Raw genomic sequence first — 23,581 nt, 5'->3', positions numbered from 1 at the left:
ATCGCATCGCTGTTGCCTCGCGAGTCCCGCCATTTTCGGCTGGCCGAATAGCGATCAGCCGAAAACCCGCTTCGGGCGGAATTCGCCTTCGCCGATCTCGCCGATGGCGATCAGCTTGCCGCGCGCCGTGGCATAGGCTTCGGTTTCGGCAACAGGCGCATCGCGGCCGCGCACGAGAATAGGGTTGCCCATCTTCAGGCGATGCGCCTGGTCGTCGTTGATGACGAGATGCGGTAGGGATGACAGCGCCTCGGCGGTGTCGATCAGCAGCGCGTCCAGGGCGGCAAGCCGCTCATCCGCGTCCTCGATCTCCTCGAGCGCCACCAGATCGGCGAGCGGCACCATGGCCTCCTCGGCGAAGGGCGCGACGAAGCTGCGGCGCAGGCCGGAAATATGGCCGTAGCAGCCGAGATCGCGGCCGAAATCGCGGGCAAGTGCCCGGACATAGGTACCCTTGCCGCATTCCACTTCGAAATGCGCCGTGTCGGCATCCGGGCAGGCAAGCAGCGTCAGACGGAAGATCTCGACTTCGCGCGACGGGATTTCGACCGTTTCACCCTCGCGGGCGAGGTCGTAGGCGCGCTCGCCGGCGATCTTGATCGCGGAAAACTGCGGCGGGATCTGGTTGATGACGCCTGTGTAGTTTGGCAGCAGCGCGCGGATCTCGTCTTCGCTTGGGCGCTTGTCCGAAGACTGCGTCACTTCGCCTTCAAGGTCGTCCGTGGCGCGTTCCTCGCCCCAGCTGACGGTGAATTCGTAGATCTTGCGGCCGTCCATGACGTAGGGAACGGTCTTGGTGGCGTCGCCAAGCGCGATCGGCAGCATGCCGGAGGCAAGCGGATCGAGCGTGCCGGCATGGCCCGCCTTCTGCGCCTTGAACAGCCATTTGATCTTGGAAACGGCCTCGGTCGAGCCGAAATCAACCGGCTTGTCGAGGATCAGCCAGCCCGAAATCGGGCGGCCCTTGGGCTTGCGTGGTTTGGACATTCTCTGTCTCTGTTATCGGTTTTCGTCGGTATCGGTGTCGTCGTCCTTGAGGTCGCGCTGGACCTCCGGCGACCGCAGCAGCGCATCGATCTTCTTGTAGTTGTCGAAGCTGGTATCGTCTTTGAAGCGGATTTCCGGCATGAATTTCATCTGCCGGAGATGCTGCCCGAGACGGCCACGGATGTATTTCGTGTGGCGATTGAGCGTATCGATGATGAGGTCGTGGTCGGCGACGCCGAGGGGCGTCACAAAGGCGGTGGCGATCTTCAGGTCCGGCGACATACGCACCTCGGAAATGGAGATCACGGTTCGTTCGATCAGGTCGTCACGCACTTCGCCGCGCTGCAGGACCTGGGTGATCGCGGCGCGCACCTGTTCGCCGACGCGAAGCATGCGCTGCGAAGGCGCGGAAGTAGTTGGTCTTGTTGCCATTTGCTTTGGTCCCAAAAGATTCGGGCGCCGGACTGCATGTTCCGGCGCCCGTCCCATTGTTTCAACTTCGCGCTTTTACAGCGTGCGGGTGATATGCTCGACGCGGAAGCATTCGATCGTATCGCCGGCGCGGATGTCTTCGTAGTTTTCGAAGGCCATACCGCATTCCTGGCCCATGTTGACTTCGGAGACTTCGTCCTTGAAGCGCTTGAGCGTCTTGAGCTTGCCTTCGTGGATGACGACGTTGTCGCGCACCAGGCGGACGCCGACGCCGCGCTCGACCTTGCCTTCGGTGACGCGGCAACCCGCGACCTTGCCGACCTTCGTGATGTTGAACACCTCGAGGATTTCGGCGTTGCCGAGGAAGGTTTCGCGCCGTTCCGGAGAGAGCAGGCCCGACATCGCTGCCTTCACGTCATCCACCAGGTCGTAGATGATGTTGTAGTAGCGGATTTCGATGCCTTCACGCTCGGCGAGCGTACGAGCCTGCGAGTTGGCGCGGACGTTGAAGCCGATGATCGCCGCGTCGGAGGCTCCGGCCAGCGAGATATCGGATTCGGTCACGCCGCCGACGCCGGAATGCACGATGCGAGCACGAACTTCGTCGGTACCGAGCTTGTCCAGCGCGCCGGCAATGGCTTCGATCGAGCCCTGCACGTCGCCCTTGATGACCAGCGGGAATTCCTTTGTCCCCGTGGCCTGAAGCGTCATCATCATCTGTTCCAGCGAACCGCGCTGGACGGACTGACGAGCAGCCGCCTTGTCGCGGGTCAGGCGCTGACGATATTCCGAGATTTCGCGGGCACGGCTTTCGTTTTCGACGACGGCGAACTTGTCGCCGGCCTGCGGTGCACCGGAAAGACCGAGAACCTCGACCGGGGTCGCCGGACCGGCTTCCTTCACATGCTCGCCCTTGTCGTTGACCAGAGCGCGCACGCGGCCCCACTGATCGCCGGCAACGACGATCTGGCCCGGACGCAGGGTGCCCTTCTGGATGAGGACAGTGGCAACGGAGCCACGGCCGCGATCGAGCTGGGCTTCGATGACGGTGCCTTCAGCGGTGCGGTTCGGATTGGCCTTGAGATCAAGGATTTCCGCCTGCAGCAGGATGGCTTCGAGCAGCTTGTCGAGGTTGGTGCGGTTCTTCGCGGAAACTTCCACGTCGAGCACTTCACCGCCCATGGATTCCACGAAGACTTCGTGCTGCAGCAGCTGGTTGCGAACCTTCTGCGGATCGGCGGAAGGCTTGTCGACCTTGTTGATCGCAACGATGATCGGAACGCCTGCGGCCTTGGCATGGTTGATCGATTCGATCGTCTGCGGCATCACGCTGTCGTCGGCCGCAACCACCAGAACGGCGATGTCGGTCGCCTGGGCGCCACGGGCACGCATCGCCGTGAAGGCGGCATGGCCCGGGGTGTCGATGAAGGTGATCTTGTGACCGTTCTGTTCGACCTGGTACGCGCCGATATGCTGGGTGATGCCACCGGCTTCACCGGCCACCACATTGGCGTGGCGGATGGCGTCGAGCAGCGAGGTCTTGCCGTGGTCGACGTGGCCCATGATGGTGACGACGGGCGGACGGGAAATCAGTTCGCCGTCTTCGTCGCCAACATTGAAGATGCCGAGTTCGACGTCCGATTCCGAAACGCGCTTGACCGTGTGGCCGAATTCGGCGGCGATGAGTTCTGCCAGATCGGCGTCAATGACGTCGCCCGGCTTCATCATCTGGCCTTCCTTCATCAGGAACTTGATGACGTCGACGGCACGTTCGGACATGCGCTGCGACAGTTCCTGGATGGTGATGGTTTCCGGTAGCACGACTTCACGCGTGATCTTCTCGCGCGTTTCCTGCATCTGGCTGCGGCGGAACTTTTCCTGGCGACGGCGCATGGCCGACAGTGAGCGGCCACGGGCGCTACCGTCTTCGTCGACATTGGCGGTCGTAACCGTCAGCTTGCCGCGGCGGCGCTCTTCGTCCGTCTTCGGACGCGTGGTGACCGGCTTTGCCGGTTCGGCGCGAACGACCTTGCCACGAGCGGGGGCGCCACCGCGCGGCGGGCCACGATCGGTTTCTTCTTCATTGACCCGGCGGCGATTGGCCGGTGCTTCAGCGGCTGGAGCGCCTGGGCGCGCCGGCTGCGGAGCCGCATCCGGACGACGGGCAACAACCGGAGCAGCAGTTGCCTGGACTGCCGGCTTCGGTTCTTCCACCGGTGCGGGCGTCTCGACCTTGGGCTCAAGGGCGCGAGCGGCCTCTTCCTCGGCGCGACGAGCGGCTTCAGCCTGCTCGACGATGCGGCGAGCGGCCTCTTCCTCGGCGCGGCGGGCTTCTTCCTCGGCGCGACGAACCGCGTCGGCGGCGTCACGGATCTGGGCTTCGGCAAGCGCGCGGCGGCGGGCATCCATTTCGCCAGCCGACAGATGGTTCAGGACCACCGGACGCGACGAACGTTCCTGCTGCGGGCGCTGCTGGTTGTTCTGGTTGGATTGCTGCGGCCGCTGCTGCTGGCCACCTGGTTGATGAATGCGCGGAGCCGGCTGCGGCGGGCGCGGCGGCTGCGGCGTCGGTTCGGCAACCCGCGTCACGGATGGCGTGGCGGCAGTCGTCGCAACGATCGGCTTTTCGTCTTCTGGGCGTAGCGGACGGCGCTTGCGGGTCTCAACCACGACCGCCTTGGTGCGACCGCGGCCCATGTCCTGGCGCACGGTGCCCTGGTTCACGCCTGAAGGCTTCAGGGTGAGGGTCTTCTTACCCGATGCACTCAGCGTCTTGTCGTCTTGATTGTCGGTCATTCCGTTCCCGTTCCTTCGGACAGGGCTCGGAAACGTCCGTTAGACCCTGTCGTTCAATGCATGTACCTTAATGAGGCGTCCGGTATCGACCGGTGACCGCGTCATTGTTTTCGCCGGCCAGCGCCGCCCGTTGCCCGGGACTGACCGCCGTTGCGGTACCGTTCGAGCAGGTTTGCGCGCTTCACTACACCCTCACCCGCCCGCCCTGCAAGCGCTGCGGCATGGATAAAAGCGTTCTGGCCCATCAGTTCTTCCATTTCCGCCTCCGTGAAGACACGGAATGACGGTATTTCCTTTTCGGTCTCCATCCCGAGATGCCAGGCCTTTCTTGCCTGGTCGATCTTGCGAACGCCGTCATCGGCGGCATCGATCGCATGGAACACGGCAAGTGCCGAACCGTTGCGAACGGAGCCATCGACTTTCGACGAGCCATTGACGAACTGGCTCGCTTTGCGCGCCATGTGCATCATCCCGGCAAGCTGCGCCACGAGAAGGCGGTCGACGGTTGCGCCGAGATCGCTCGGTACCGTCACCTCCGCCTTCAGGGCGCGGGCAAACAATTTCTTCGCCACTGCCTTGTCCACCAGTGCCCGGTCGAGCTTGACCCAGCAGCCGCGTCCCGGCAGCTGCCGCTTCAGATCAGGAACGATCGTCCCGTCCGGAGCGGCGACGAAGCGGATCAGCTCATCCGGCGATCCGCTTTCGCGTGTTACGATGCACATGCGTCCGTTCACGTCAGTCCCGAGATCGTCGTCCTCAGGCGCCGCATTCGGCTCAGTGGTGCTCGTCATGCTTCTTGCTCGGTCTCATCCTCCGCGACCTCTTCGGTCTCGGTGGCGAGATCGGCTTCAGTGATCCAGCCGGCCGCCAGGCGAGCCTGTACGATCATCTGTTCGGCTTCGACGCGCGAGATTTCGAGCTTGGAGAACAGGCCCTCGAACTTCTTCGTTTCGCCGTTCTTGCGCTCGCTCCAGCCGACGAGATCGTCGGCGGCGCAGCCGGCGAAGTCCTCGATCGTCTTGATGCCGTCCTCACCGAGGGCAACCATCATCTGCGCGGTCATGCCGTTGATCTGACGCAGTTCGTCGGCAACGCCGAGCGCCTTGCGCTTCTCGTCCATTTCAGCTTCCAGGCGCTCCAGATATTCGCGGGCGCGCTGCTGGATTTCCTGGGCGGTCTCTTCGTCGAAACCGTCGATGGAGGCGATTTCGTCGAGTTCGACGTAAGCCAGTTCCTCGACGGCGGCAAAGCCTTCCGAGGCCAGAACCTGGCCGACCATCTCGTCGACGTCGAGCGCGTCCATAAACAGGTTGGTGCGCTCGTTGAATTCCTTCTGACGGCGCTCGGACTCTTCCGCTTCCGTCATGATGTCGATATCCCAGCCGGTCAGCTGCGAGGCGAGGCGGACGTTCTGGCCGCGACGGCCAATGGCCAGCGACAGTTGTTCGTCCGGAACCACGACTTCGATGCGCTCGGCATCTTCATCGAGAACGACCTTCGAGACTTCCGCCGGCTGCAACGCGTTGACGACAAAGTTCGCCGGCTCGTTGGACCACGGAATAATGTCGATCTTTTCGCCCTGCAATTCGCCGACGACGGCCTGAACGCGCGAACCGCGCATACCGACGCAGGCGCCGACCGGATCGATCGACGAGTCGTTGGAAATGACGGCGATTTTGGCGCGCGAGCCCGGATCGCGGGCAACCGACTTCACCTGGATGATGCCGTCGTAGATTTCCGGTACTTCCATGGTGAAGAGCTTGACCATGAACTGCGGATGCGTGCGCGACAGGAAGATCTGCGGGCCACGCTGTTCGCGGCGCACGTCATAGACATAGGCGCGAACGCGGTCGCCGTAGCGGAAGTTTTCGCGCGGGATCATTTCGTCGCGGCGGATGATGCCTTCGCCACGGCCGAGATCGACGATGACGTTGCCGTATTCGACACGCTTGACGGTGCCGTTGACGATTTCGCCGACGCGGTCCTTGAATTCGTCGAACTGGCGGTCACGCTCGGCTTCGCGCACCTTCTGCACGATGACCTGCTTGGCCGACTGGGCGGCGATGCGGCCGAAATCCATCGGCGGCAGCGGATCGGCGATAAAGTCGCCAAGGGCTGCATCCGGGTTGCGGTCGCGGGCCAGTTCCAGCGGGATCTGCGTGGAATAGTCTTCGGCCTTTTCGACGACTTCGAGCAGACGCTGCAGACGGATTTCGCCGGTCTTCGGATTGATGTCGGCGCGGATGTTCGATTCCGTGCCGTAACGCGAGCGCGCGGCCTTCTGAATCGCGTCCGCCATCGCGGCAAGCACGATCTCGCGGTCGATGACCTTTTCGCGCGCCACTGCATCTGCAATCTGCAGAAGTTCTAGCCGGTTCGCACTGACTGCCATGTTTAGTCTCCGTCTTCCTGCCCTGGGGTTCCCGTCCCGTTAGGCGGTTCGTTGATCGGTTTATTCTTCTTCGTCCGCTTCGTTCTGGTTCGCAGCCTCGGCTTTCGCCTGCTTGTCGGCGCGCAACGCATCGCGGATAAGATCGTCCGTCAGGATCAGCTTGGCTTCGGCCAGCGTGCTGAACGGAATGGTGACCTTCGGTTCTTCGCCATAAGCGACCTGATCGCGCTCGATCGTAAAGCCATCGTCATTGACGTCGGTGATCTTGCCGCGAAACCGCTTGCGGTTGTCCACCAGGATCGAAGTCTCGCACTTGACGATGTGGCCGTTCCAGCGGACGAAATCCGACTTGCGCACCATCGGGCGGTCGATGCCGGGCGAAGAGACTTCCAGATGATACGCCTTATCGACCGGATCTTCCACATCCAGCACCGGCGAAATCGCTGTTGAGATCTCTTCGCAGCCCTGGACGTTCATGGAGCCGTCGTTGCGCTCAGCCATGACCTGCAAAGTGAGGCCGTTCTGGTTCATGAGGCGAACACGCACCAGGCGATAGTCCATGCCGACGATCACGGGCTCGATGATGGCGGCGATGCGCTGGTCAAGGCCGGTTTCGACGATCAGCCGCGGTTCATTGATATTGTCTGCGTTTGTCACTTCCGACAAGCGTTCACTCCTGCAGGGTGCTGCAATTGGGAGATCGAGGTAATAAAAAAGAGCGGGTCCTTGCGGCCCACTCTTCATCACACGATCAAGAATTTGAAGCGGATATAATCCCGTTCCCGCCAAATTGCAAGGCATTCGCGCCGGAACCCCGCTCTGCCGCTTATTTCAGCACGCCAAGCATCGAACTGTCGGGATAGCAGGTAGGCTTCATACCGCTCTTTTCCTGCCATTGGCCGATCGACCGTCTCGTCTTATAGCCCGGCAGGCCGTCCGTGCCGCCGACGTCGTAGCCCTTGCGCTCCAAAGTCTTCTGCATGCCCGCGACATCGGAGCGCAGCATCTTTCCGACATCGCCCCATTGGCCCTGAAAAGCGCCGGAGCCATAGGCGATGCGGTCGGCGAGATTGCCGATATAGAGACCGTAGAGGTCGGAATTATTATATTCCTTGATGGTGTAGAAATTCGGCGTGACGATGAATTCCGGCCCATCGCGGCCGGCCGGCACCAGCATCATGCCGCTGGCGCGCAGTTCGTCCGAGGGAAATGTCTTGCCGGTGATCCTGGCGATCCCGAGCGACGTCCATTGCGAAATCGGCTTGGCGAGATCAGGCCCTTCCTGCGCGCAGGAAACACTCTCCGGGATCGTCACTTCGTAACCCCAGCCACGGCCGCGCTGCCAGCCCTTCTGCACCAGATAGTTGGCGATGGAGGCAAGCGTATCCGGGACCGACGTCCAGATATTGCGATGGCCGTCGCCGTCGAAATCGACCGCATATTTCAGGTAGCTGGTCGGCATGAACTGCGGCTGGCCGAGTGCGCCGGCCCAGGATCCCATGAACTGATCGGGCGCGACGTCGCCATGCTCGAGAATGCGCAAGCCGGCAATCAACTCGGTGCGGAACATCTCCTTGCGGGTCGACATGAAGGCCTTGGTCGCCAGCACCTGCACCGCCGAATTCGGCAGTTTGGCCGCGCCGAAGCCGGTCTCGCGACCCCAGATGGCAAGCAGGATCGGGCCGGGCACGCCATAGACCTTCTCGATCTTTTTCAGCGCCGGGCCATATTGCGAAGCGAAGCCGCGCCCCGTCACCGCCAGCCTCTGCAGACGTCCCTCATTGAAGTAGGGCGCGGGCGAGGAGAATTCCGCCTGTGTCTGCTTCTGCTCCTTGGGCTTCGGAAAGCCGGGCGGGGCGAGATCGGGCAGGCTCCAGTTCAGCGTCACGCCGGCAAAGGCGGCCTGGAAGGTCTTTTCGGAAATGCCGTCTTTTTTTGCTTCCGGCCAGAGGTCTTTTTGGATCCAGGCCTGGAATTGGGCTTCGACATCGGCCTTGGAGGCGGCGAAGGCGGGGAGGGGGAGAAGGGCTAGGAGGAGAATAAGGAGGCCCAGGATATGCCGGGAGATACCCCCCTCAGTCACTCTCCTCATAGGCAGTCCCTCCCTCAAATCGCCGTCCGCGCCCTGAGCGCCGCCGTCAGCGTGCCTTCGTCGAGATAGTCGAGTTCGCCACCGACGGGTACGCCATGCGCCAATCGGGTGATTTTCACCTCAAGGCCGGCGAGCTGGTCGGTTATATAGTGTGCTGTGGTCTGCCCTTCGACGGTGGCGTTGACAGCGATGATAATTTCGCGGATGCCGCCTTCGCCGACACGCTGGATCAGGCCCCGAATGTTGAGATCGTCAGGACCGACGCCGTCGAGCGGGGAGAGAACGCCGCCAAGCACATGATAGGCGGCATTCATCGCGGCGGCGCGCTCCAGCGCCCAGAGGTCGGCGACATCTTCGACGACGATGATGACGGACTGGTCGCGGTGGCCGTCGGTGCAGACGGTGCAGGGATCGACGGTGTCGACATTGCCGCAGCGCGAGCAGATCTTCACCTTGTCATAGGCCTCGCCCATGGCATGGGAGAGGGGGCCGAGAAGCTGGTCCTTCTTCTTGATCAGGTGCAATGCGGCGCGGCGCGCCGAGCGCGGCCCAAGCCCCGGCACCTTCGCCAGGAGCTGGATGAGTTTTTCGATTTCGGGACCGGTGACTCGCTTTGCCATGGGAGGCTTTTAGCCGATAAGTTGCGGGAACGGAATCACGGAAGGGATGATCGCCCCATGAAAATTCCGGCTGTCGATCCCCAGGCTTATCGCATGGCAATGGCGACGGCCGCGCCCGCCATGGTGCCGGCACTGGCGCGGTTGGCCATCCGCACGGCGCGGCGGCTTTTGAGGAAGCCCCTGGCCTTGGCCGCAAGCATGGCCCAGGATAGATCGATGACGATCAGCACGACGAACATCGTCGCCACCAGCTCGGCCCAGCCGGCAAGCGTGACCGCATGGAGATCGATGATCGAGGGCAGCAGCGCCACGTAGAACACCATGATCTTAGGATTGCCCATCGTCACGGTCAGGCCGGCAAAGAACAGTCGTGCCGGCGACTGCGCCTCCGGAAGCTGTTCCTCAGAGGCATCCGCCGCCGCAAACCACATTTTCCAGGCGAGATAGAGCAGATAGGCGACGCCCAGCCATTTGATCGCGACGAAGGCCCAATGGAAGGTTTCGGCGATGGTGGCGAGACCCGCGACCGCACAGGTCAGCCAGATCGCTTCGCCGATCCACATGGCGGCGAGAAAGGGCAGGACGTCGCGTGCACCCCTGGTCAGCACGCGCGCGACCAGGGCCGCGATATTCGGTCCCGGCGATCCGGCCGCGATAAACAGCGCACCGGCGAAAACAAGCAATGTCGTGAGGCTCATCGCGCTCTTCCGATCAAGACAAGAAGGATGCCGTGACATAGCATCCCTCCGCCTGTTTTCCAAACGGATCGCGTCGCTCGTCAGCCGAGTCGAGCACAGAAGCGTTCGAACAACGCTCGCCCAGCCGGCCATTCCCCGATCCCAGAGGCGGCATTGATATGGCCGAGCGGACCGACATCGACGAGCTCGCTGCCCCAGACGGAAGCGCTTTCCTTGGCATAGTCGAACGGGCCGTAGGGATCGTTGGTGCTGGTGACGAGAAGCGACGGAAACGGCAACCTTTGGCGCGGCGGATTGGCGAAGCTCGGGGCTCCACTCAGATAGACCGCGCCGGTCGGATCCGGCACCGCGACGAGAAATGCACCGAGGACTCTAGTTTTCGCGGAAACCGCCCAATGCGCGATGAACTGGCAGGCAAGGCTATGGCCGACCAAGATCGGCGGTGTCTTCACCCGGTCGATCTCGCGATCGAGCGCGGCGATCCAGTCGGTAAGCTCCGGCCTGTCCCAGCTCGCCGGCTGAAACCGGCGCAGTCGCGGGTCCTGTTGCTCCCAAAGGGTTTGCCAGTGGCCTTCCCCGGACCCACCAAGGCCGGGCAGGACGATGATATCGCTCATATCTTTCCTCTCGCTGTCTGTTGACGGAGAGAAACTGGCATATCGCTTCCATCATTGACATTACAATCCATCGGATAAAACTTGGGCGCGCCGATGAATTGAAGGTTCAAAATGGAAAGCTTCGAGAGAGACCTGGATCCGACCGATCTGTCGATGATCGAAATATTGCAGCAGGATGGCCGGATTTCCGTCTCGGAACTCGGCCGTCGTGTCGGCCTGTCGCAGCCGGCCGCCTCCGAGCGCCTGAAGCGGCTGGAGGAGCGCAGCATCATCGCCGGCTATCGCGCCGTCGTCGATCCCGCCGCCGTCGGCCTCGGCATGATGGCCGTCATCCGGCTGCGGACGACGCATGAGCATATCCGCCCCTACCTCAAGCAGTTCTCGGAAATGCCGGAGATCATCGAGGTCCTGCGGCTGACCGGCGAGGATTGTTTCTTGCTCAAGGTGCTTGTGCCGACACCATCAGACCTTGAAACCATCGTCGATTCCATCGCCCGACATGGCGCCGTGACGACATCGCTGGTGCTGCGGAACGAGCCGGCGAAACCGATCGGCCGCGAACTCATCCGCAGGACGGTGCGCTGAAGCTCTTCGGAAGTGTGCTTATCAAAAGGGCATCTTGAAGCCGGGCGGGATCGGCAGGCCGGCGGTGAGTTCGCGAGTCTTTTCGGCGGTGATCGCCTCTGCCTTGTCCTGGGCGTCCTTGTTGGCTGCGACGATCAGGTCTTCGAGGATCTCGACATCGTCTTCCTTGAAGAGCGATGGATCGATCTTGATGCCCAGCATCAGGCCCTTGCCGTTGACGGTGACGGTAACGAGGCCGCCGCCTGCCTTGCCTTCGACGCGGATGTCGGCGATCTCAGCCTGCATCTTCTCCATCTTGGCCTGCATTTCTTTCACTTTGCCCATCATGCCCATGATGTCGCGCATCGTCGCTCGTCCTTCTTCCGCGTCTTTCATTATGATTTAGTACAATATGTTTCGAAAGCCACCCAGCAGATTTTACCGCGTGGCTGTTCGATTCCGCACAGTACCGTTAGAATTCGATGTCATCGCCCGGCAGGATATCGCCTTCGTCGGATTCGGCGGCTGCCGGAGCGGCGACCTGTTCCTCTTCCTCGATATCGGGCGCACGGACGCGCACGTCGATAATCTTGGCGCCCGGAAATTGCGCCAGGATCGCCGCGACATCAGGGTCCTGCCTGGCATCGGCGACTCTCTGCCGCTGCTCGTTTGCCTCGGCTTCCACCACTGTCGGCTCGCCTTCGTCGCGGCTGAGGCTGACGATCCAGTGGATACCTGTCCATTCCTTCAGCTTGACGGCAAGCTCGTTCAGGAGCGTCGCGGGCGCACCGGGCGTCAGGCTGACGTCGAGCCGGCCCGGTTCTAGTCGCACGGGACGAACGAAGCTGCGCACCATCGCTTTTAGTTTCGGATCGCGCTTCTGGCCGGCCAGTTCGGCGATGTCGGTCATCGAATTGATGGCAACCAGCGGCTTCGGCGCTTCCGTCGGCTTTTGTTCTATGCGGCCGATGGGAGCAGAGTCCGGCTGCGTGTTCGGAACGGCGCGCAGCATGGCGACCGGTGCCTGTGGCGTCGGCCGTGGCGCGGCTGTCTCGACCGCCCGCGCCATCACATTGCCCTGATAGGAGACCTGCGTTCCCCCACCATTGCCATTGGGCGAAGCGGGCGAGGGACGTGCGCCCCCATTGCTATTGCCGTCGGAGAATTCGGCAAGCCGCCGCGCCGCATCTTCGGGTGCCGGCAGATGGGCGGCATGCGCCAGCCGGATCAGCACCATTTCGGCGGCACCGGCCGTGCGTGCCGCACTTTCGGTCTCCGGTATGCCCTTCAGGAGCATCTGCCAGATACGCGACAGCGTCGTCACGGCCACGCCCTGTGCGAATTCCGCCGCCTTGTTGCGCTCGACTTCGCTCAGCGATGGATCGTTGGCGGCGTCAGGCACGTATTTCAGGCGGGTGACGAGATGGGTGAAATCGGCAAGGTCGGTCAGCACGACGACGGGATTGGCACCGGCCTCGTACTGGCTGTTGAATTCCGCCAGAGCGGCTGCGACATCGCCCTTGATGATGTGGTGGAAGAGATCGACGATGCGGGCGCGGTCGGCAAGCCCCAGCATCGAGCGGACGGCATCGGCCACGACCACACCGCTGCCATGAGCGATTGCCTGGTCAAGCAGCGACAGGCCGTCACGGGCCGATCCCTCGGCGGCGCGGGCGATCATGGCGAGCGCTTCCGGCTCCGCCTCGATGCCTTCCTTTCCGGCGATGGTCGTGAACAGTCCGACGAGATCCGAGGCGCTGATGCGGCGCAGGTCGAAGCGCTGGCAGCGCGACAGCACGGTGATCGGCACCTTGCGGATTTCGGTGGTGGCGAAGATGAATTTTACATGCTCCGGCGGCTCTTCCAGCGTCTTCAACAATCCGTTGAAGGCGGCCGTGGACAGCATGTGCACTTCGTCGATGATGTAAACTTTGTAACGCGCCGAAACCGGGCGGTAGCGCACCTGCTCGATGATCTCACGGATATCGTCGATGCCGGTATGGGAGGCGGCGTCCATCTCGATGACGTCGACATGCCGGCCTTCCATGATCGCCTGGCAATGCTCGCCGGGCTCGCGCAGGTCGATGGTCGGGCGATCGATCTCGGGGGTTCGATAGTTCAGCGCGCGTGCCAGAATACGGGCCGTCGTCGTCTTGCCGACACCGCGCACGCCGGTCAGCATATAGGCCTGGGCAATACGACCGGTCTCGAACGCATTGGTCAGCGTGCGAACCATCGGCTCCTGGCCGACCATCAGGTCTGTAAAATCCTTGGGCCGATATTTGCGGGCCAGCACCCGGTAACCGGTGCCGGTCGAAGCGGCATCTTTTGCTTGTCGCTCGGTGTCGCTCATGGCCCTGCTTATTGCCCGCAGAAAGCCGGGCCTTGCTTTCAAAAAGGGTGGGAGGCTGGCACGATGACCCGTGCCGGGCTCGTTGGGGCTGCTTCCTTCCGGACCTGACCCGGTTGGCGAGTGGCTCGTCCACCACCAACCTCCCGGAGGCACATATCGGCAATATCGTCATCAAAAGCAAGCCAAGGTCAAAAAAAACTGCTAAACATTTGAAAAAACACCGGAGGATCACCCATTGAAAGAATTTACGCTCGACGATCGTCTGGCGAATGACAGCGTTTCCGTGACGATCACCGGCCTTTGCGACGTCCGCCTGTCGAAGGACAGCCGCTGGCCGTGGTTGGTGCTGGTGCCCCGCCGGTCCGGCATATCCGAAATATTCGAGCTGACCCCGCTGGATCAGGTTCTGCTGACCTTCGAGACCAACAAGGTGGCCGCTGCCCTGAAGACGGTGACCGGCGCGACAAAAATCAACGTCGGGGCTCTTGGAAATATCGTCCGACAGCTTCATGTTCATGTGATTGCACGGTTCGAAGGGGACGCGAACTGGCCCGGTCCGATCTGGGGCCACGGCAAGGCGGAACCCTATACGGACGAAGACATGAACAGCTTCATAGCCAAGTTGCGGGACACGCTTTCACAATGAACCACTCGATCTTCTCTTCGGATGCGCCTCACCCGGAAGCCAGCAGCCTCACCGCCTTTGCGGAAAACCAGCTTAACCGGGACGCTGAGCATCGTGACGAGGAATCGGTCCAGCGCGCACTTTCGAAGGAAGGCACGCATATCCTGGCTTTTGCCAAGGACAAGCTGGTTCTGAAGCATGACGGTCAGGTGCTCGATCCGCTGTTTGCGCGCTACGAATTGCAGGAGCTTGATCCCGACTGGGAAGCGGCCGTGCTGCTCGGCTACCGCAAAACCGGCGAGCCGCGGCTGGCCGTGCCGGTGCGGATCAATGCCGATGAGCTTGCCAGCCACTACAAGCCTGCCGACATGCGCTCGCTCTGGCGCGATTTCCTACTTGAAGGCGAAATCCTCGGCGAGGCGGCGCAGGGCGTAAGCCTCATCCGCTGGAACAGCGACAACCGCTTCTGCGGCCGCTGCGGCTCGGTCATGGAAAGCCGCATCGGCGGTTACAAGCGGGTCTGTACCGGTTGCGAGCACATGATCTTCCCGCGCACCGATCCTGTCGTCATTATGCTGACGGTCGACGAGGAGAGAAATCTCTGCCTGCTCGGCCGCAGCCACCATTTCGCGCCGGGCATGTATTCCTGTCTCGCCGGTTTCGTCGAGCCGGGCGAAACCATCGAGAATGCCGTGCGCCGCGAGACGCATGAAGAATCGGGCATCCAGACCGGCCGCGTGCGTTACCATGCCTCGCAGCCCTGGCCGATGCCGCATTCCCTGATGATCGGCTGCTATGCCGAGGCGAAGTCGACGGAGATCCATATCGACGCCACCGAGCTCGACGACTGCCGCTGGTTCACGCCGGAAGAGACGCTCGAGATGCTCGACCGCGTCTCGGCTTCCGGCAACACCTCTCCACCCAAGGGCGCCATCGCCCATCGCCTGATGCGCGACTGGGTGGAATGGAAACGATAGGTCCTCGTTCGCCATGGCGCGCTCGGAACGCTTGCTGACACTGTTGCAGACACTGAGGCGCTATCGCCGTCCGGTCAGTGGCGCGGTTCTGGCGGGTGAAACCGGCGTCAGCCTGCGCACGCTCTATCGCGATATCGCCAGTCTGCAATCGCAGGGCGCGATGATCGAGGGCGAGCCGGGCATCGGCTATGTGCTGAAACCCGGCTTCATGCTGCCACCGATGATGTTCTCTCAGGATGAAATCGAAGCGTTAGTGCTCGGATCCCGCTGGGTCGCGCGTGCCGCCGATGAGCGCCTGGCCGCCGCCGGCGCGGATGCGCTCGCCAAAATCGCCGCCGTATTGCCCGATGAGATGCGGGAGACCGTCGAGCAGGCGACGCTCGTCGTTGCCACCCGCCGCGCGCTGGAGGACAAGGCCGACCTCTCCCTCATGCGCAAGGCGATCCGCTCCGAACGCATCGTGCAGCTGACCTATGGTGACGTGAACGGCGCCATTTCGACCCGGCGCATCTGGCCCTTTGCACTCGGCTATTTCGATGAAGTACGCATGGTCATGGGCTGGTGCGAATTGCGCGAGGATTTTCGTCACTTCCGCGCCGATCGCATTGTCGACTTCGCGGTGCTGGAGACCCGCTACCCGCGACGCCGCGTCGTCCTGGCGAAGGAATGGCACAAGCAGCAGGGCCTTGCCCATGATTGATCCCTGAGCAGTAGACTACTGCCAGAAACTGTCAGCATAGGCGGTTATTATCGGCATCATTCCACATAGGAAGGAGGACCGATCATGGAAAGCATTGCTCACATCGCTAGAGAGAACGCACATCGTTCTGCGGGTGGCGTCAATGATGTGTCTTTGGCGCAGGTTTGGCGGCATCGTCTCGCTCAAGTTGCGCTTCACCGTTTCGCGCGCCGGCATCCTGGCCTGGATCTTGATGGAATGTCCGACTTTATGAAACGCGATCTTGGTTTTCTTGACGGGTGTGCCCCGTATCGCGAGGACGTCCGCCTGCGATAGGCGCTTCTGAGAAGCATCCCAGCTAACCCTTCGACAAATATATGCTCCGGCAAGGTCAATGATGACCTGTCGGCCGGGACAGATATCGCCGTCTTATCCCCCATCACCAGAAGGAATATCCCAATGACCAGCCCGAACCTCATCATCTTCTACGTCAAGGACCCGGCCGAAAGCATACCCTTCTATCGCGACCTGCTCGGCCGTGAACCGGCTGTCGCCGCGCCGAATTTCGCGGCCTTCCCGCTCGACAATGGTTTCACCCTCGGCCTCTGGCGCCGCAGCAGCGTCGAACCGCAGCCTTCCGCCATCGGCAGCCGCGGCGAACTCGCCTTCATGGTCGAGGGCGAAGGGGCGGTCGCGGAACATTACAAGGACTGGAAAGCTCGCGGCCTGCCGGTCGCCCAGGAACTGACGACACTGGATTTCGGCCCGACCTTCGTCGTGCTCGACCCGGATGGTCATCGGCTGAGAGTTTGTGAGCCGGATAAGTGAGTTGCTTCGTCACCACCCGTCCTCGTGGTTCGAGGCTACAGCACTTTGGGCTTTCGCACCTCACCATGAGGACTAATCTCTGTGCCCGCGGCATGGCTTTTCCTGCCGCGGGTCATTTTATACTTTACCGCGGGACTCACTCCACCTCATCCTGAGGTGCGGAGCTCGAAGAGCGAAGCCTCGAAGGACGAGGTTGGCCCCAGCTTTGGTTACCCCTTAAAGCCGCCCCCGCATCGGATGCCCCTTATAGACCCCCAATATCCGGACCTTTTCCGAGAAGAACCGCAGTTCCTCCAGCGCCCGATGCACATTCGCGTCGGTCGGATGGCCTTCGATGTCGGCGTAGAACTGCGTCGCTACAAAACGGCCGCCGAGCTGGTAGCTTTCGAGCTTCGTCATGTTGATGCTGTTGGTGGCAAAGCCGCCGAGCGCCTTGTAGAGCGCGGCCGGAATGTTGCGGACGTTGAAGACGAAGGTGGTAACGATCTTCTCTTCCGGCGAGCTGCGCTCCGCCCATTTCTCCTCGCGCGACAGGATGACGAAGCGGGTCACGTTGTCCTCGGTATCCTCGACGTTTTCGGCGACGATATCGAGCTTGTAGAGGTCGGCGGCCAGCCGCGGCGCAAGGGCTGCCATCGTACGGTCGCCGGTTTCCTGTACCAGCTTGGCGGCGCCTGCCGTGTCGCCGGCGATGACCGGTTTCCAGCCATTGGCGCGCACGATCTTGCGGCACTGGCCGAGCGCATGGATATGGCTATGGACAGTGCGAATCTCTTCCTTCTTGACGCCCGGCAGCACCATCAGCTGGAAGCGGATCGGCATGAAATATTCGCCGACGATATGCAGGTGCGATTCCGGCAGCATGTGGTGGATGTCGGCAACGCGGCCGGCGATCGTGTTTTCGATCGGGATCATACCGAGATCGGCCTCGCCATTGTCGACGGCGGCGAAGGCGTCCTCGAAGGTCTGGCAGGGCAGGGGCTCCATCGTCGGAAACATGTCGCGGCAGGCCATGTCGGAATTGGCGCCGTACTCGCCCTGGAACGAGATCTTGTTGGTCTTGGTGGTCATGGGGCTGCCTTTAAGGGGGATGTCAGCGAGAGGCGCCGGAAAGGATGCGTCGGGCCTTTTCGAGGTCGGCGGCAGTATCGACACCGAGCGGGATCGTGTCAACGATCTCGACATCGATACGCATGCCGGCCTCCAGAGCCCGCAATTGCTCCAGCGATTCGCGCTTTTCCAGCGGCGAAGGGCCGAGACTGACGAACTTTTCCAGCGCGGCGCGGCGATAGGTATAGAGGCCGATGTGATGGTAGAGCGGCCCCTTGCCGTAAGGGGCGGTGGCGCGGGTAAAGTAGAGCGCGCGCAGCCGGCTTTCGGAAAGAGCCGAGCCGACGACCTTGACGACGCTCGGCAAGGTCTTTTCTTCCTCGTCCTTGATCTCGACGGTCAGCGTGGCGATGTCGACGGCAGGGTTTTCGAGCGGGCGCAGCGAGGCGCGGATTGTTTCGGGATCGATGGTCGGCAGGTCGCCCTGGACATTGACGATGATTTCGGCGCGGCCATCCGGATCCACGGCCCGCAGCGCTTCATGGATGCGATCGGAGCCGGATTGATGATCCATGCCCGTCATGACGACATCGAAACCGGCGTTGGCAACGGCGGCATAGGTATCGTCATGATCGACGGCGACGACGATGCGACCGATCGCCGCCTCGCGCGCGCGCTTGGCAACCTGTACGATCATGGGCAGGCCGCAAATATCGGCGAGCGGTTTGCCCGGCAGGCGTGTGGACGCCATCCGGGCTGGAATGAGCACCAGCGTCTTGTCTAAGTTGGAATCTGTCATCGTTGGGCCTTCTATTCTCGCCGTAAAAGTGTCAAAACGTCTCATGGTGGAGACCGTTTACAGAGTTGCAAGAAACAGCCAAAAGACATAGGTTTCGCGCGAATTCAAGATGGGCCGGCAGTCACTGCCGGAGGCGAGGGGAGCATAGCAGATGAATTCATCCTACGTGAACATGGGTGTCGGGGCACTTCTAGCCACACTTTTCGTGCTGAAGTCCGTGTCGCTCGCGTCAGGATTTATTTTCCATTCAGAGACGCCGGAAAAGCCCGGCTTTGAAATCGTCGCCGCCGAAGCACCGGCCGGGGATGCCGGCGGCAAGGCTGCCGAGGCAAAGGAAACGCCGATCGCGCAATTGCTGCAGACGGCAGACGCCAAGGTTGGCGAAACGATCTTCAAGAAGTGTCAGGCCTGTCATTCCGGGGAAAAGGGAGGGCCAAACAAGGTTGGCCCCGATCTCTGGGGCATCGTCGACCGTCCGGTCGCCGAACATGAAGGCTTTGCCTATTCCGCCGCCATCAAGGATTTTTCCAAGGGCGGAACGGAAAAATGGACCTACGATCACATCTATCACTTCGTAGCGGCACCGAAAAAGTTCATTTCCGGAACGGCCATGGGCTTTGCCGGCCTGCCGAAGGAAAAGGATCGTGCCGACCTCATCGCCTATCTGCGCACGCTGGCCGATACGCCGGTGCCGTTGCCGGATCCGAATGCAGCGCCTGCACCGGCCGCGACGAATTAAGCTAGTCCAGGCGAATGATTGCCAAAAGCCCAGTCGTTTCGGCCGGGCTTTTGCCGTTTGCGCTGTGGTTCAGACCGAATGCCGGCGCGACCGCGTTCTCTGGTCGAGGTCATAGACCTTCAGTCCGTCCTCGGCGCTGGGCGGCACGCGCCACTCCTCTGCCATCAGCGCCTTGCGCGCGTCGCGCAGGCCGGTCTCCCAATGCTCGTGCATCGACAGCGCCGAAAACTCGTAGTCTTTCGAATGCGAGCGGAACTGTTTGTTGCGATAGATCAGATGGATGATGGTGACGCTATAGTCCGAGCATTGCGCCTTCAGCTTCTGGATCGCGGGATCGGCCTTGGCTTCTTCCGGCAGGCGCGCATAAAGCTCCGAGATCGTGCGGCGCAAGCGGTGGCGCTCGAGAAACAGGTCGGTATTGAGCCGGGTGCGGCTGGAATAGGTGATGTCCTTGCGCCGCTCCTCGACTTCTTCGAGGTCCTGCGGCTGCGGGCCGACGGCGCTGAAAAGGTCGACCTGGAAGACCACGGTGTCGACGTCGGCGCCATTGCGCAGCACATAAGTCAGCGGCGTGTTGGAGACCAGGCCGCCGTCCCAGTAGTATTCGCTGCCGATCTTGATGGCCGGGAAGCCGGGCGGCAGCGCGCCGCTTGCCATGACGTGCTCGGGCTTGATCTGGACGTCCCGGTTGTCGAAGAAAGCGAAATTGCCGGTTCGGACATTGACAGCGCCGAGGCTCAGCCGCACCGGGCCGTGGTTGATGCGGTCGAAATCAACATGGTCGAGCAGCGTCTGGCGTAGTTGCTCGGTATCGTAGATGCTGGTCGCGCCCGCCGAACCGCGCGCCTGAAACCAGGCTGGGATCTGCCAGGGCGAAAAGAAACCGGGCACGCCGAAGGTCGAGACCCACCAGCTGCTGACGGTGCGGTAAAAGGGATTGGTGTTGCGTTGCTTCTCCATCAGGAGGTCGACCGGCATCTGCACGCTGACCTTGTTCCAGAAGGACCGCAGCTTCTCCAGCCGCTCTCCCGGCACGTTGCCCGCCATGATCGCGGCGTTGATCGCGCCGATCGAGATGCCGGCGATCCAGTCCGGCTCGATATTCTGCTCCCTCAGCGCTTCGAAAGCGCCGGCCTGGTAAGAGCCGAGCGCCCCGCCGCCCTGCAGCACGAAAACCTTCTGCGCATAGGCCGAAGCCGGATTGGTGGTCAGTGGCGCTGCAATATTCATGGTTCCATCCTTTGCTGCGCTCCATCCTTAGCGGTGGCGATGCGCAAATATATGACCATTTTCCTGCCTGCTTCTCCGAAGGCGGAGATATATCGTCGCAGCTTTGGGGCGGAGATGAATCCGCGTAACCCTGCCGCATGCCCTAGCCGAGCAAATAGGCCCAAAGTGACACTGAGAATGCGCCGAGCGCGGTCGTCAGCGTGATCGTCGATGCAGCGAGACTGTGGCCGACGCCGAAGCGATTGGCAATCAGCCAGGCGTTTACGCCCGTTGGAACGGCGGCAGTCAGCACCAGGGCGGCCCGCCATTCCTGGCTGAGGCCGAGAAGATAGCTTGCCGCAAGCACGCAGGCCGGCAGGAGCACGAGCTTGAAGGCCGCCATGACGCTGGCAATGCCGAGATTGCCGGAAACCCCGTATTGCCGGAGCGCCATCCCGAGTGAAATCAAGGCCGCCGGACCGGCGATATTGGCGATGTTGTCGACGACGGTACCAAGCGTTGCCGGCAGGGGAATGCCGATGAGGTGGACGACAAGCCCGCCGAGAAGCCCGATGACCAGCGGATTACGGATGAGGTTTTTACCGACCTGTTGCAGCAGCTCGATCGTGCTGCGGCCGGCGCCGCCATTTTCCTTGCGTTCGGCCTGTTCCATCAGCAGCGTGCCAGCGATCATCATGGTCGGCAGATGCACGGCAATCAGGATCGACATCGCCATGATGCCATCGGGGCCGACCGTGCGTCCCACCAGCGGCAGGCCGATGAAAATCGTGTTGGCGAAGGCGGAGGACACGCCGGCGAGCACCCCGATGCGGGCATCCCGCCCGAACAGCCGCGTCGCCACCAGATGGCCGGCCGTCCAGGTGACTGCAACGCCGGCGAAATAGGCGGCCCACAGCCGGAATGGCGAGGCGCCGCGAAAATCCGCTTCCGCGATGGTCTGAAACAGCAGAAGCGGCACGGCAATCTTGAAGACGAACTCGCTCATCGCCTCGCCGACACTGGCCGTCAATATGCCGGTTCGCACGATCACCCAGCCGACAAGGATCAGCAGGAAAACCGGGAGAACATCGGAAAAGATTTCGGACATGCTGGCGAGGAGTATCTGGCGTGGGATCCAAGGATATGATCCCAGAGTTGTAACAGCTTGCTGCATCGTGGAAAGCCGAAAAGCAGGCGGGCACAAAAAAAGCGGGCTTAGCCCGCTTTTCAGCGTCCGGTTCCTGCCGGAGTCCTCCCGGTGCACAAGCTGCCAGTTCATCCGTGGTCAGCGCGCGTACCGGTGAGGCGGAAGGTATCATACCTTCCCAGACTGGCCTTGGATGCCTTGAGAACGTCCCATGCCAGCCGCTTGATAGAAATTTACAGATGGAAAGTGACAGGCAAATGACTGAACGGGATTTAGTTGCCTGGCGGAAAGCGGATTCTTCTTCCAAACTTCCGAAAAACCGATAATACCGATTAACGGCTATCACCAATACCGGGGCTCCTTTTTGATGACTCGTTTCGATGTACTGACCGTTGGCAATGCTATCGTCGACATTATCGCGCGCTGCGACGATCAATTCCTGATCGACAACAAGATCACCAAGGCGGCGATGAATCTCATCGATGCCGAGCGTGCCGAACTTCTCTACTCGCGCATGGGGCCGGCGCTCGAAGCCTCCGGCGGCAGCGCCGGCAATACGGCGGCGGGCGTGGCGAATTTCGGCGGCAGGGCCGCCTATTTCGGAAAGGTCGCGGAAGACCAGCTCGGGGAGATCTTCGAGCACGACATCCGCGCCCAGGGCGTGCATTACGAGACGAGGCCGAAGGGCACGTTCCCGCCGACCGCCCGCTCGATGATCTTCGTGACCGAAGACGGCGAGCGCTCGATGAACACCTATCTCGGCGCCTGCGTCGAGCTTGGCCCGGAAGATGTCGAACCCGATGTCGTCGCCGATGCCAAGGTCACCTATTTCGAAGGCTATCTCTGGGATCCGCCGCGCGCCAAGGAAGCGATCCGCGAATGCGCCCGCATTGCCCATGCCCATGGCCGGGAAGTGTCGATGACGCTCTCCGACAGTTTTTGCGTCGGCCGTTATCGCGGTGAATTCCTCGACCTGATGCGTTCCGGCACCGTCGACATCGTCTTTGCCAATCGTGACGAGGCCCTGTCGCTCTACGAGACCGAGGATTTCGACAAGGCGCTGACGCTGATCGCCGCCGACTGCAAGATCGCGGCCGTCACCACCGGCAAGGACGGGGCTGTTATCGTGCGCGGCAATGAGCGCTATGTCGTCGATGCCCATCCGATCGAGGAGCGGGTCGATACCACCGGCGCCGGCGATCTCTTCGCCGCCGGTTTCCTCTTCGGCTATACCCAGGGCCGCAGCCTCGAAGATTGCGGCAAGCTCGGCAACCTTGCGGCCGCGATCGTCATCGAGCAGATCGGCCCTCGGCCGATGAAGTCATTGTCGGAAGCCGCCAAGGAGTTCGGGCTTCTCTAAAAGTCCGTTCGCGCTTCTAATCGAATCCAAACCGCCTGCGGCAGATCGTTGCGGGCGGTTTTTTGTCGAACCTTCGAGGCGAATGCGGCCTGTTGACTATTTCCTAAGTTCCCACATCATGAGTGAAAGCCTCAAAAATGGGTTCCCCATGAACAGCGATGCATCTTGGAGCAAGTTTTACAGCTGCGACGTCGATGCTTCGCAGCAGGCAATCTGGCAGGCATTCGCCGACGCCGGCAGTTGGAAGCTGTGGAATCCCGGCGTGAAATCAGCCCAGCTGGATGGGAATTTCGCCACGGGAACCTGGTTTTCGATGGAGCTGCCTGACGGCGAAATTATCCGTAGTAGACTTATCGATGTCAGTGCGCCGCAGCGTTTTATCGACGAGACTTTGGTTGGCGAGACGCTGATTCAGGTTGAGCACAGCATTGAAGCCGTGGCGCATGATCAATGCCGGGTCGTTTACGCTGTCAACTCCCAAGGGCCAGACGCTCAGGCCATTGGGGAAGCAGTGAGCGCGGATTTTCCGGACGTACTGGCAAGGTTGGCAAAATACGTCGCCTAAAGAACTACCGATCGATGAGGGTCGATGAATGTCATCGCAGTCAGCGTGACCC

At 61.7% G+C, this 23,581-nt stretch carries 25 protein-coding genes and 1 other RNA gene; 9 read left to right on the top strand and 17 right to left on the bottom strand.

Features of this window, described 5'->3' with window-relative positions:
- Positions 1–54: 54 nt before the first annotated feature.
- The 10 genes from truB to AB6803_RS29285 all read right to left on the bottom strand — a co-directional run bounded on the left by truB (position 55) and on the right by AB6803_RS29285 (position 10,634).
- Complete coding sequence (truB, locus tag AB6803_RS29330) at positions 55–987, bottom strand: tRNA pseudouridine(55) synthase TruB (RefSeq protein ID WP_034516916.1); 933 nt, start codon at positions 985–987, stop codon at positions 55–57.
- A 12-nt stretch (positions 988–999) separates the two neighbouring features.
- Positions 1,000–1,419 (bottom strand): 30S ribosome-binding factor RbfA, encoded by a 420-nt coding sequence (rbfA, locus tag AB6803_RS29325; RefSeq protein ID WP_371112180.1) that lies wholly within the window; start codon positions 1,417–1,419, stop codon positions 1,000–1,002.
- 75 nt (positions 1,420–1,494) lie between these two features.
- Complete coding sequence (gene infB, locus AB6803_RS29320; protein ID WP_371112179.1) at positions 1,495–4,215, bottom strand: translation initiation factor IF-2; 2,721 nt, start codon at positions 4,213–4,215, stop codon at positions 1,495–1,497.
- A 101-nt stretch (positions 4,216–4,316) separates the two neighbouring features.
- Complete coding sequence (locus AB6803_RS29315; protein ID WP_371112178.1) at positions 4,317–5,006, bottom strand: RNA-binding protein; 690 nt, start codon at positions 5,004–5,006, stop codon at positions 4,317–4,319.
- The gene (nusA, locus tag AB6803_RS29310) at positions 5,003–6,607 is read right to left on the bottom strand and encodes a transcription termination factor NusA (RefSeq protein ID WP_371112177.1); all 1,605 of its coding nucleotides are present in this window, start codon (positions 6,605–6,607) and stop codon (positions 5,003–5,005) included. The genes AB6803_RS29315 and nusA overlap by 4 nt, the downstream gene beginning before the upstream one ends.
- Positions 6,608–6,667: 60 nt before the next feature.
- A complete protein-coding gene (gene rimP, locus AB6803_RS29305; RefSeq protein WP_007690292.1) occupies positions 6,668–7,273 on the bottom strand; it encodes a ribosome maturation factor RimP in 606 nt (201 codons plus the stop codon).
- 160 nt (positions 7,274–7,433) lie between these two features.
- The gene (locus tag AB6803_RS29300; RefSeq protein ID WP_371112176.1) at positions 7,434–8,699 is read right to left on the bottom strand and encodes a lytic murein transglycosylase; all 1,266 of its coding nucleotides are present in this window, start codon (positions 8,697–8,699) and stop codon (positions 7,434–7,436) included.
- Between the two features lie 14 nt (positions 8,700–8,713).
- Positions 8,714–9,319: a recombination mediator RecR gene (gene recR / locus AB6803_RS29295; protein WP_371112175.1), complete on the bottom strand. Its 606-nt coding sequence runs from the start codon at positions 9,317–9,319 to the stop codon at positions 8,714–8,716.
- A gap of 86 nt (positions 9,320–9,405) precedes the next feature.
- Entirely contained in the window at positions 9,406–10,017 is a 612-nt protein-coding gene (locus AB6803_RS29290) for a LysE family translocator (RefSeq protein WP_371112174.1), read from the bottom strand.
- 80 nt (positions 10,018–10,097) lie between these two features.
- Complete coding sequence (locus AB6803_RS29285) at positions 10,098–10,634, bottom strand: RBBP9/YdeN family alpha/beta hydrolase (RefSeq protein WP_371112173.1); 537 nt, start codon at positions 10,632–10,634, stop codon at positions 10,098–10,100.
- A gap of 111 nt (positions 10,635–10,745) precedes the next feature.
- On the opposite strand from AB6803_RS29285, the gene AB6803_RS29280 reads away from it, so the two are divergent.
- Positions 10,746–11,219 (top strand): Lrp/AsnC family transcriptional regulator, encoded by a 474-nt coding sequence (locus tag AB6803_RS29280; protein WP_371112172.1) that lies wholly within the window; start codon positions 10,746–10,748, stop codon positions 11,217–11,219.
- A 21-nt stretch (positions 11,220–11,240) separates the two neighbouring features.
- Here AB6803_RS29280 and AB6803_RS29275 read toward each other — a convergent pair whose 3' ends face one another.
- The 3 genes from AB6803_RS29275 to ffs form a co-directional block, all read right to left on the bottom strand.
- Positions 11,241–11,564, bottom strand: coding sequence for a YbaB/EbfC family nucleoid-associated protein (locus tag AB6803_RS29275; protein ID WP_007690284.1), 324 nt, complete (start codon positions 11,562–11,564; stop codon positions 11,241–11,243).
- A 106-nt stretch (positions 11,565–11,670) separates the two neighbouring features.
- Complete coding sequence (locus AB6803_RS29270; protein ID WP_371112171.1) at positions 11,671–13,551, bottom strand: DNA polymerase III subunit gamma/tau; 1,881 nt, start codon at positions 13,549–13,551, stop codon at positions 11,671–11,673.
- 47 nt (positions 13,552–13,598) lie between these two features.
- Positions 13,599–13,695, bottom strand: an RNA gene (gene ffs / locus AB6803_RS29265) — signal recognition particle sRNA small type.
- A gap of 91 nt (positions 13,696–13,786) precedes the next feature.
- On the opposite strand from ffs, the gene AB6803_RS29260 reads away from it, so the two are divergent.
- From AB6803_RS29260 to AB6803_RS29240, 5 genes are all read left to right on the top strand, one after another.
- The gene (locus AB6803_RS29260; protein WP_371112170.1) at positions 13,787–14,197 is read left to right on the top strand and encodes an HIT family protein; all 411 of its coding nucleotides are present in this window, start codon (positions 13,787–13,789) and stop codon (positions 14,195–14,197) included.
- Complete coding sequence (gene nudC, locus AB6803_RS29255) at positions 14,194–15,153, top strand: NAD(+) diphosphatase (protein ID WP_371112169.1); 960 nt, start codon at positions 14,194–14,196, stop codon at positions 15,151–15,153. The genes AB6803_RS29260 and nudC overlap by 4 nt, the downstream gene beginning before the upstream one ends.
- 13 nt (positions 15,154–15,166) lie before the next feature.
- The gene (locus AB6803_RS29250) at positions 15,167–15,853 is read left to right on the top strand and encodes a helix-turn-helix transcriptional regulator (protein WP_371112168.1); all 687 of its coding nucleotides are present in this window, start codon (positions 15,167–15,169) and stop codon (positions 15,851–15,853) included.
- A gap of 84 nt (positions 15,854–15,937) precedes the next feature.
- Positions 15,938–16,168 carry a hypothetical protein gene (locus AB6803_RS29245; RefSeq protein WP_371112167.1) on the top strand — a complete coding sequence of 77 codons (231 nt, stop codon included), beginning with the start codon at positions 15,938–15,940 and terminating at the stop codon, positions 16,166–16,168.
- A gap of 123 nt (positions 16,169–16,291) precedes the next feature.
- Positions 16,292–16,660 carry a VOC family protein gene (locus AB6803_RS29240; protein WP_153370221.1) on the top strand — a complete coding sequence of 123 codons (369 nt, stop codon included), beginning with the start codon at positions 16,292–16,294 and terminating at the stop codon, positions 16,658–16,660.
- Positions 16,661–16,876: 216 nt separating this feature from the next.
- Here AB6803_RS29240 and AB6803_RS29235 read toward each other — a convergent pair whose 3' ends face one another.
- Positions 16,877–17,731 (bottom strand): prephenate dehydratase, encoded by an 855-nt coding sequence (locus AB6803_RS29235; protein ID WP_371112166.1) that lies wholly within the window; start codon positions 17,729–17,731, stop codon positions 16,877–16,879.
- Positions 17,732–17,753: 22 nt separating this feature from the next.
- Complete coding sequence (locus AB6803_RS29230) at positions 17,754–18,509, bottom strand: 3-deoxy-manno-octulosonate cytidylyltransferase (protein WP_371112165.1); 756 nt, start codon at positions 18,507–18,509, stop codon at positions 17,754–17,756.
- A gap of 151 nt (positions 18,510–18,660) precedes the next feature.
- Between AB6803_RS29230 and AB6803_RS29225 the strand changes: the two genes are divergently transcribed.
- Positions 18,661–19,248: a cytochrome c family protein gene (locus tag AB6803_RS29225; RefSeq protein ID WP_371112164.1), complete on the top strand. Its 588-nt coding sequence runs from the start codon at positions 18,661–18,663 to the stop codon at positions 19,246–19,248.
- 69 nt (positions 19,249–19,317) lie between these two features.
- On the opposite strand, the gene AB6803_RS29220 is transcribed toward AB6803_RS29225, so the two are convergent.
- Together AB6803_RS29220 and AB6803_RS29215 are read right to left on the bottom strand one after the other, a co-directional pair.
- A complete protein-coding gene (locus tag AB6803_RS29220; protein ID WP_371112163.1) occupies positions 19,318–20,478 on the bottom strand; it encodes a patatin-like phospholipase family protein in 1,161 nt (386 codons plus the stop codon).
- 142 nt (positions 20,479–20,620) lie between these two features.
- The gene (locus AB6803_RS29215) at positions 20,621–21,565 is read right to left on the bottom strand and encodes an AEC family transporter (RefSeq protein ID WP_007690260.1); all 945 of its coding nucleotides are present in this window, start codon (positions 21,563–21,565) and stop codon (positions 20,621–20,623) included.
- A gap of 406 nt (positions 21,566–21,971) precedes the next feature.
- Here AB6803_RS29215 and AB6803_RS29210 point away from each other — a divergent pair, with 406 nt between their 5' ends.
- Together AB6803_RS29210 and AB6803_RS29205 are read left to right on the top strand one after the other, a co-directional pair.
- Positions 21,972–22,964: an adenosine kinase gene (locus AB6803_RS29210; protein ID WP_371112162.1), complete on the top strand. Its 993-nt coding sequence runs from the start codon at positions 21,972–21,974 to the stop codon at positions 22,962–22,964.
- A gap of 148 nt (positions 22,965–23,112) precedes the next feature.
- Positions 23,113–23,529 carry an SRPBCC family protein gene (locus AB6803_RS29205; RefSeq protein WP_371112161.1) on the top strand — a complete coding sequence of 139 codons (417 nt, stop codon included), beginning with the start codon at positions 23,113–23,115 and terminating at the stop codon, positions 23,527–23,529.
- Positions 23,530–23,581: the final 52 nt, after the last annotated feature.

The organism is Rhizobium sp. RCC_161_2, assembly GCF_041355235.1.
Lineage (GTDB): Bacteria > Pseudomonadota > Alphaproteobacteria > Rhizobiales > Rhizobiaceae > Rhizobium.
Note: the sequence above shows the minus strand (reverse complement) of the source record. Positions and strands in the feature narration are given on the sequence as shown.

Bases quoted from the DNA above. Each gene is read 5' to 3' on its own strand.
- AB6803_RS29275 (WP_007690284.1), bottom strand. From the start codon at position 11,564: ATGCGCGACATCATGGGCATGATGGGCAAAGTGAAAGAAATGCAGGCC.
- nudC (WP_371112169.1), top strand. From the start codon at position 14,194: ATGAACCACTCGATCTTCTCTTCGGATGCGCCTCACCCGGAAGCCAGC.
- AB6803_RS29215 (WP_007690260.1), bottom strand. From the start codon at position 21,565: ATGTCCGAAATCTTTTCCGATGTTCTCCCGGTTTTCCTGCTGATCCTT.
- AB6803_RS29235 (WP_371112166.1), bottom strand. From the start codon at position 17,731: ATGACCACCAAGACCAACAAGATCTCGTTCCAGGGCGAGTACGGCGCC.
- infB (WP_371112179.1), bottom strand. From the start codon at position 4,215: ATGACCGACAATCAAGACGACAAGACGCTGAGTGCATCGGGTAAGAAG.
- truB (WP_034516916.1), bottom strand. From the start codon at position 987: ATGTCCAAACCACGCAAGCCCAAGGGCCGCCCGATTTCGGGCTGGCTG.
- AB6803_RS29245 (WP_371112167.1), top strand. From the start codon at position 15,938: ATGGAAAGCATTGCTCACATCGCTAGAGAGAACGCACATCGTTCTGCG.
- AB6803_RS29280 (WP_371112172.1), top strand. From the start codon at position 10,746: ATGGAAAGCTTCGAGAGAGACCTGGATCCGACCGATCTGTCGATGATC.
- AB6803_RS29220 (WP_371112163.1), bottom strand. From the start codon at position 20,478: ATGAATATTGCAGCGCCACTGACCACCAATCCGGCTTCGGCCTATGCG.
- rbfA (WP_371112180.1), bottom strand. From the start codon at position 1,419: ATGGCAACAAGACCAACTACTTCCGCGCCTTCGCAGCGCATGCTTCGC.
- recR (WP_371112175.1), bottom strand. From the start codon at position 9,319: ATGGCAAAGCGAGTCACCGGTCCCGAAATCGAAAAACTCATCCAGCTC.
- AB6803_RS29270 (WP_371112171.1), bottom strand. From the start codon at position 13,551: ATGAGCGACACCGAGCGACAAGCAAAAGATGCCGCTTCGACCGGCACC.
- AB6803_RS29285 (WP_371112173.1), bottom strand. From the start codon at position 10,634: ATGAGCGATATCATCGTCCTGCCCGGCCTTGGTGGGTCCGGGGAAGGC.
- AB6803_RS29300 (WP_371112176.1), bottom strand. From the start codon at position 8,699: ATGAGGAGAGTGACTGAGGGGGGTATCTCCCGGCATATCCTGGGCCTC.
- AB6803_RS29225 (WP_371112164.1), top strand. From the start codon at position 18,661: ATGAATTCATCCTACGTGAACATGGGTGTCGGGGCACTTCTAGCCACA.
- AB6803_RS29230 (WP_371112165.1), bottom strand. From the start codon at position 18,509: ATGACAGATTCCAACTTAGACAAGACGCTGGTGCTCATTCCAGCCCGG.
- AB6803_RS29205 (WP_371112161.1), top strand. From the start codon at position 23,113: ATGAACAGCGATGCATCTTGGAGCAAGTTTTACAGCTGCGACGTCGAT.
- AB6803_RS29250 (WP_371112168.1), top strand. From the start codon at position 15,167: ATGGCGCGCTCGGAACGCTTGCTGACACTGTTGCAGACACTGAGGCGC.
- AB6803_RS29315 (WP_371112178.1), bottom strand. From the start codon at position 5,006: ATGACGAGCACCACTGAGCCGAATGCGGCGCCTGAGGACGACGATCTC.
- nusA (WP_371112177.1), bottom strand. From the start codon at position 6,607: ATGGCAGTCAGTGCGAACCGGCTAGAACTTCTGCAGATTGCAGATGCA.
- AB6803_RS29240 (WP_153370221.1), top strand. From the start codon at position 16,292: ATGACCAGCCCGAACCTCATCATCTTCTACGTCAAGGACCCGGCCGAA.
- AB6803_RS29210 (WP_371112162.1), top strand. From the start codon at position 21,972: ATGACTCGTTTCGATGTACTGACCGTTGGCAATGCTATCGTCGACATT.
- AB6803_RS29290 (WP_371112174.1), bottom strand. From the start codon at position 10,017: ATGAGCCTCACGACATTGCTTGTTTTCGCCGGTGCGCTGTTTATCGCG.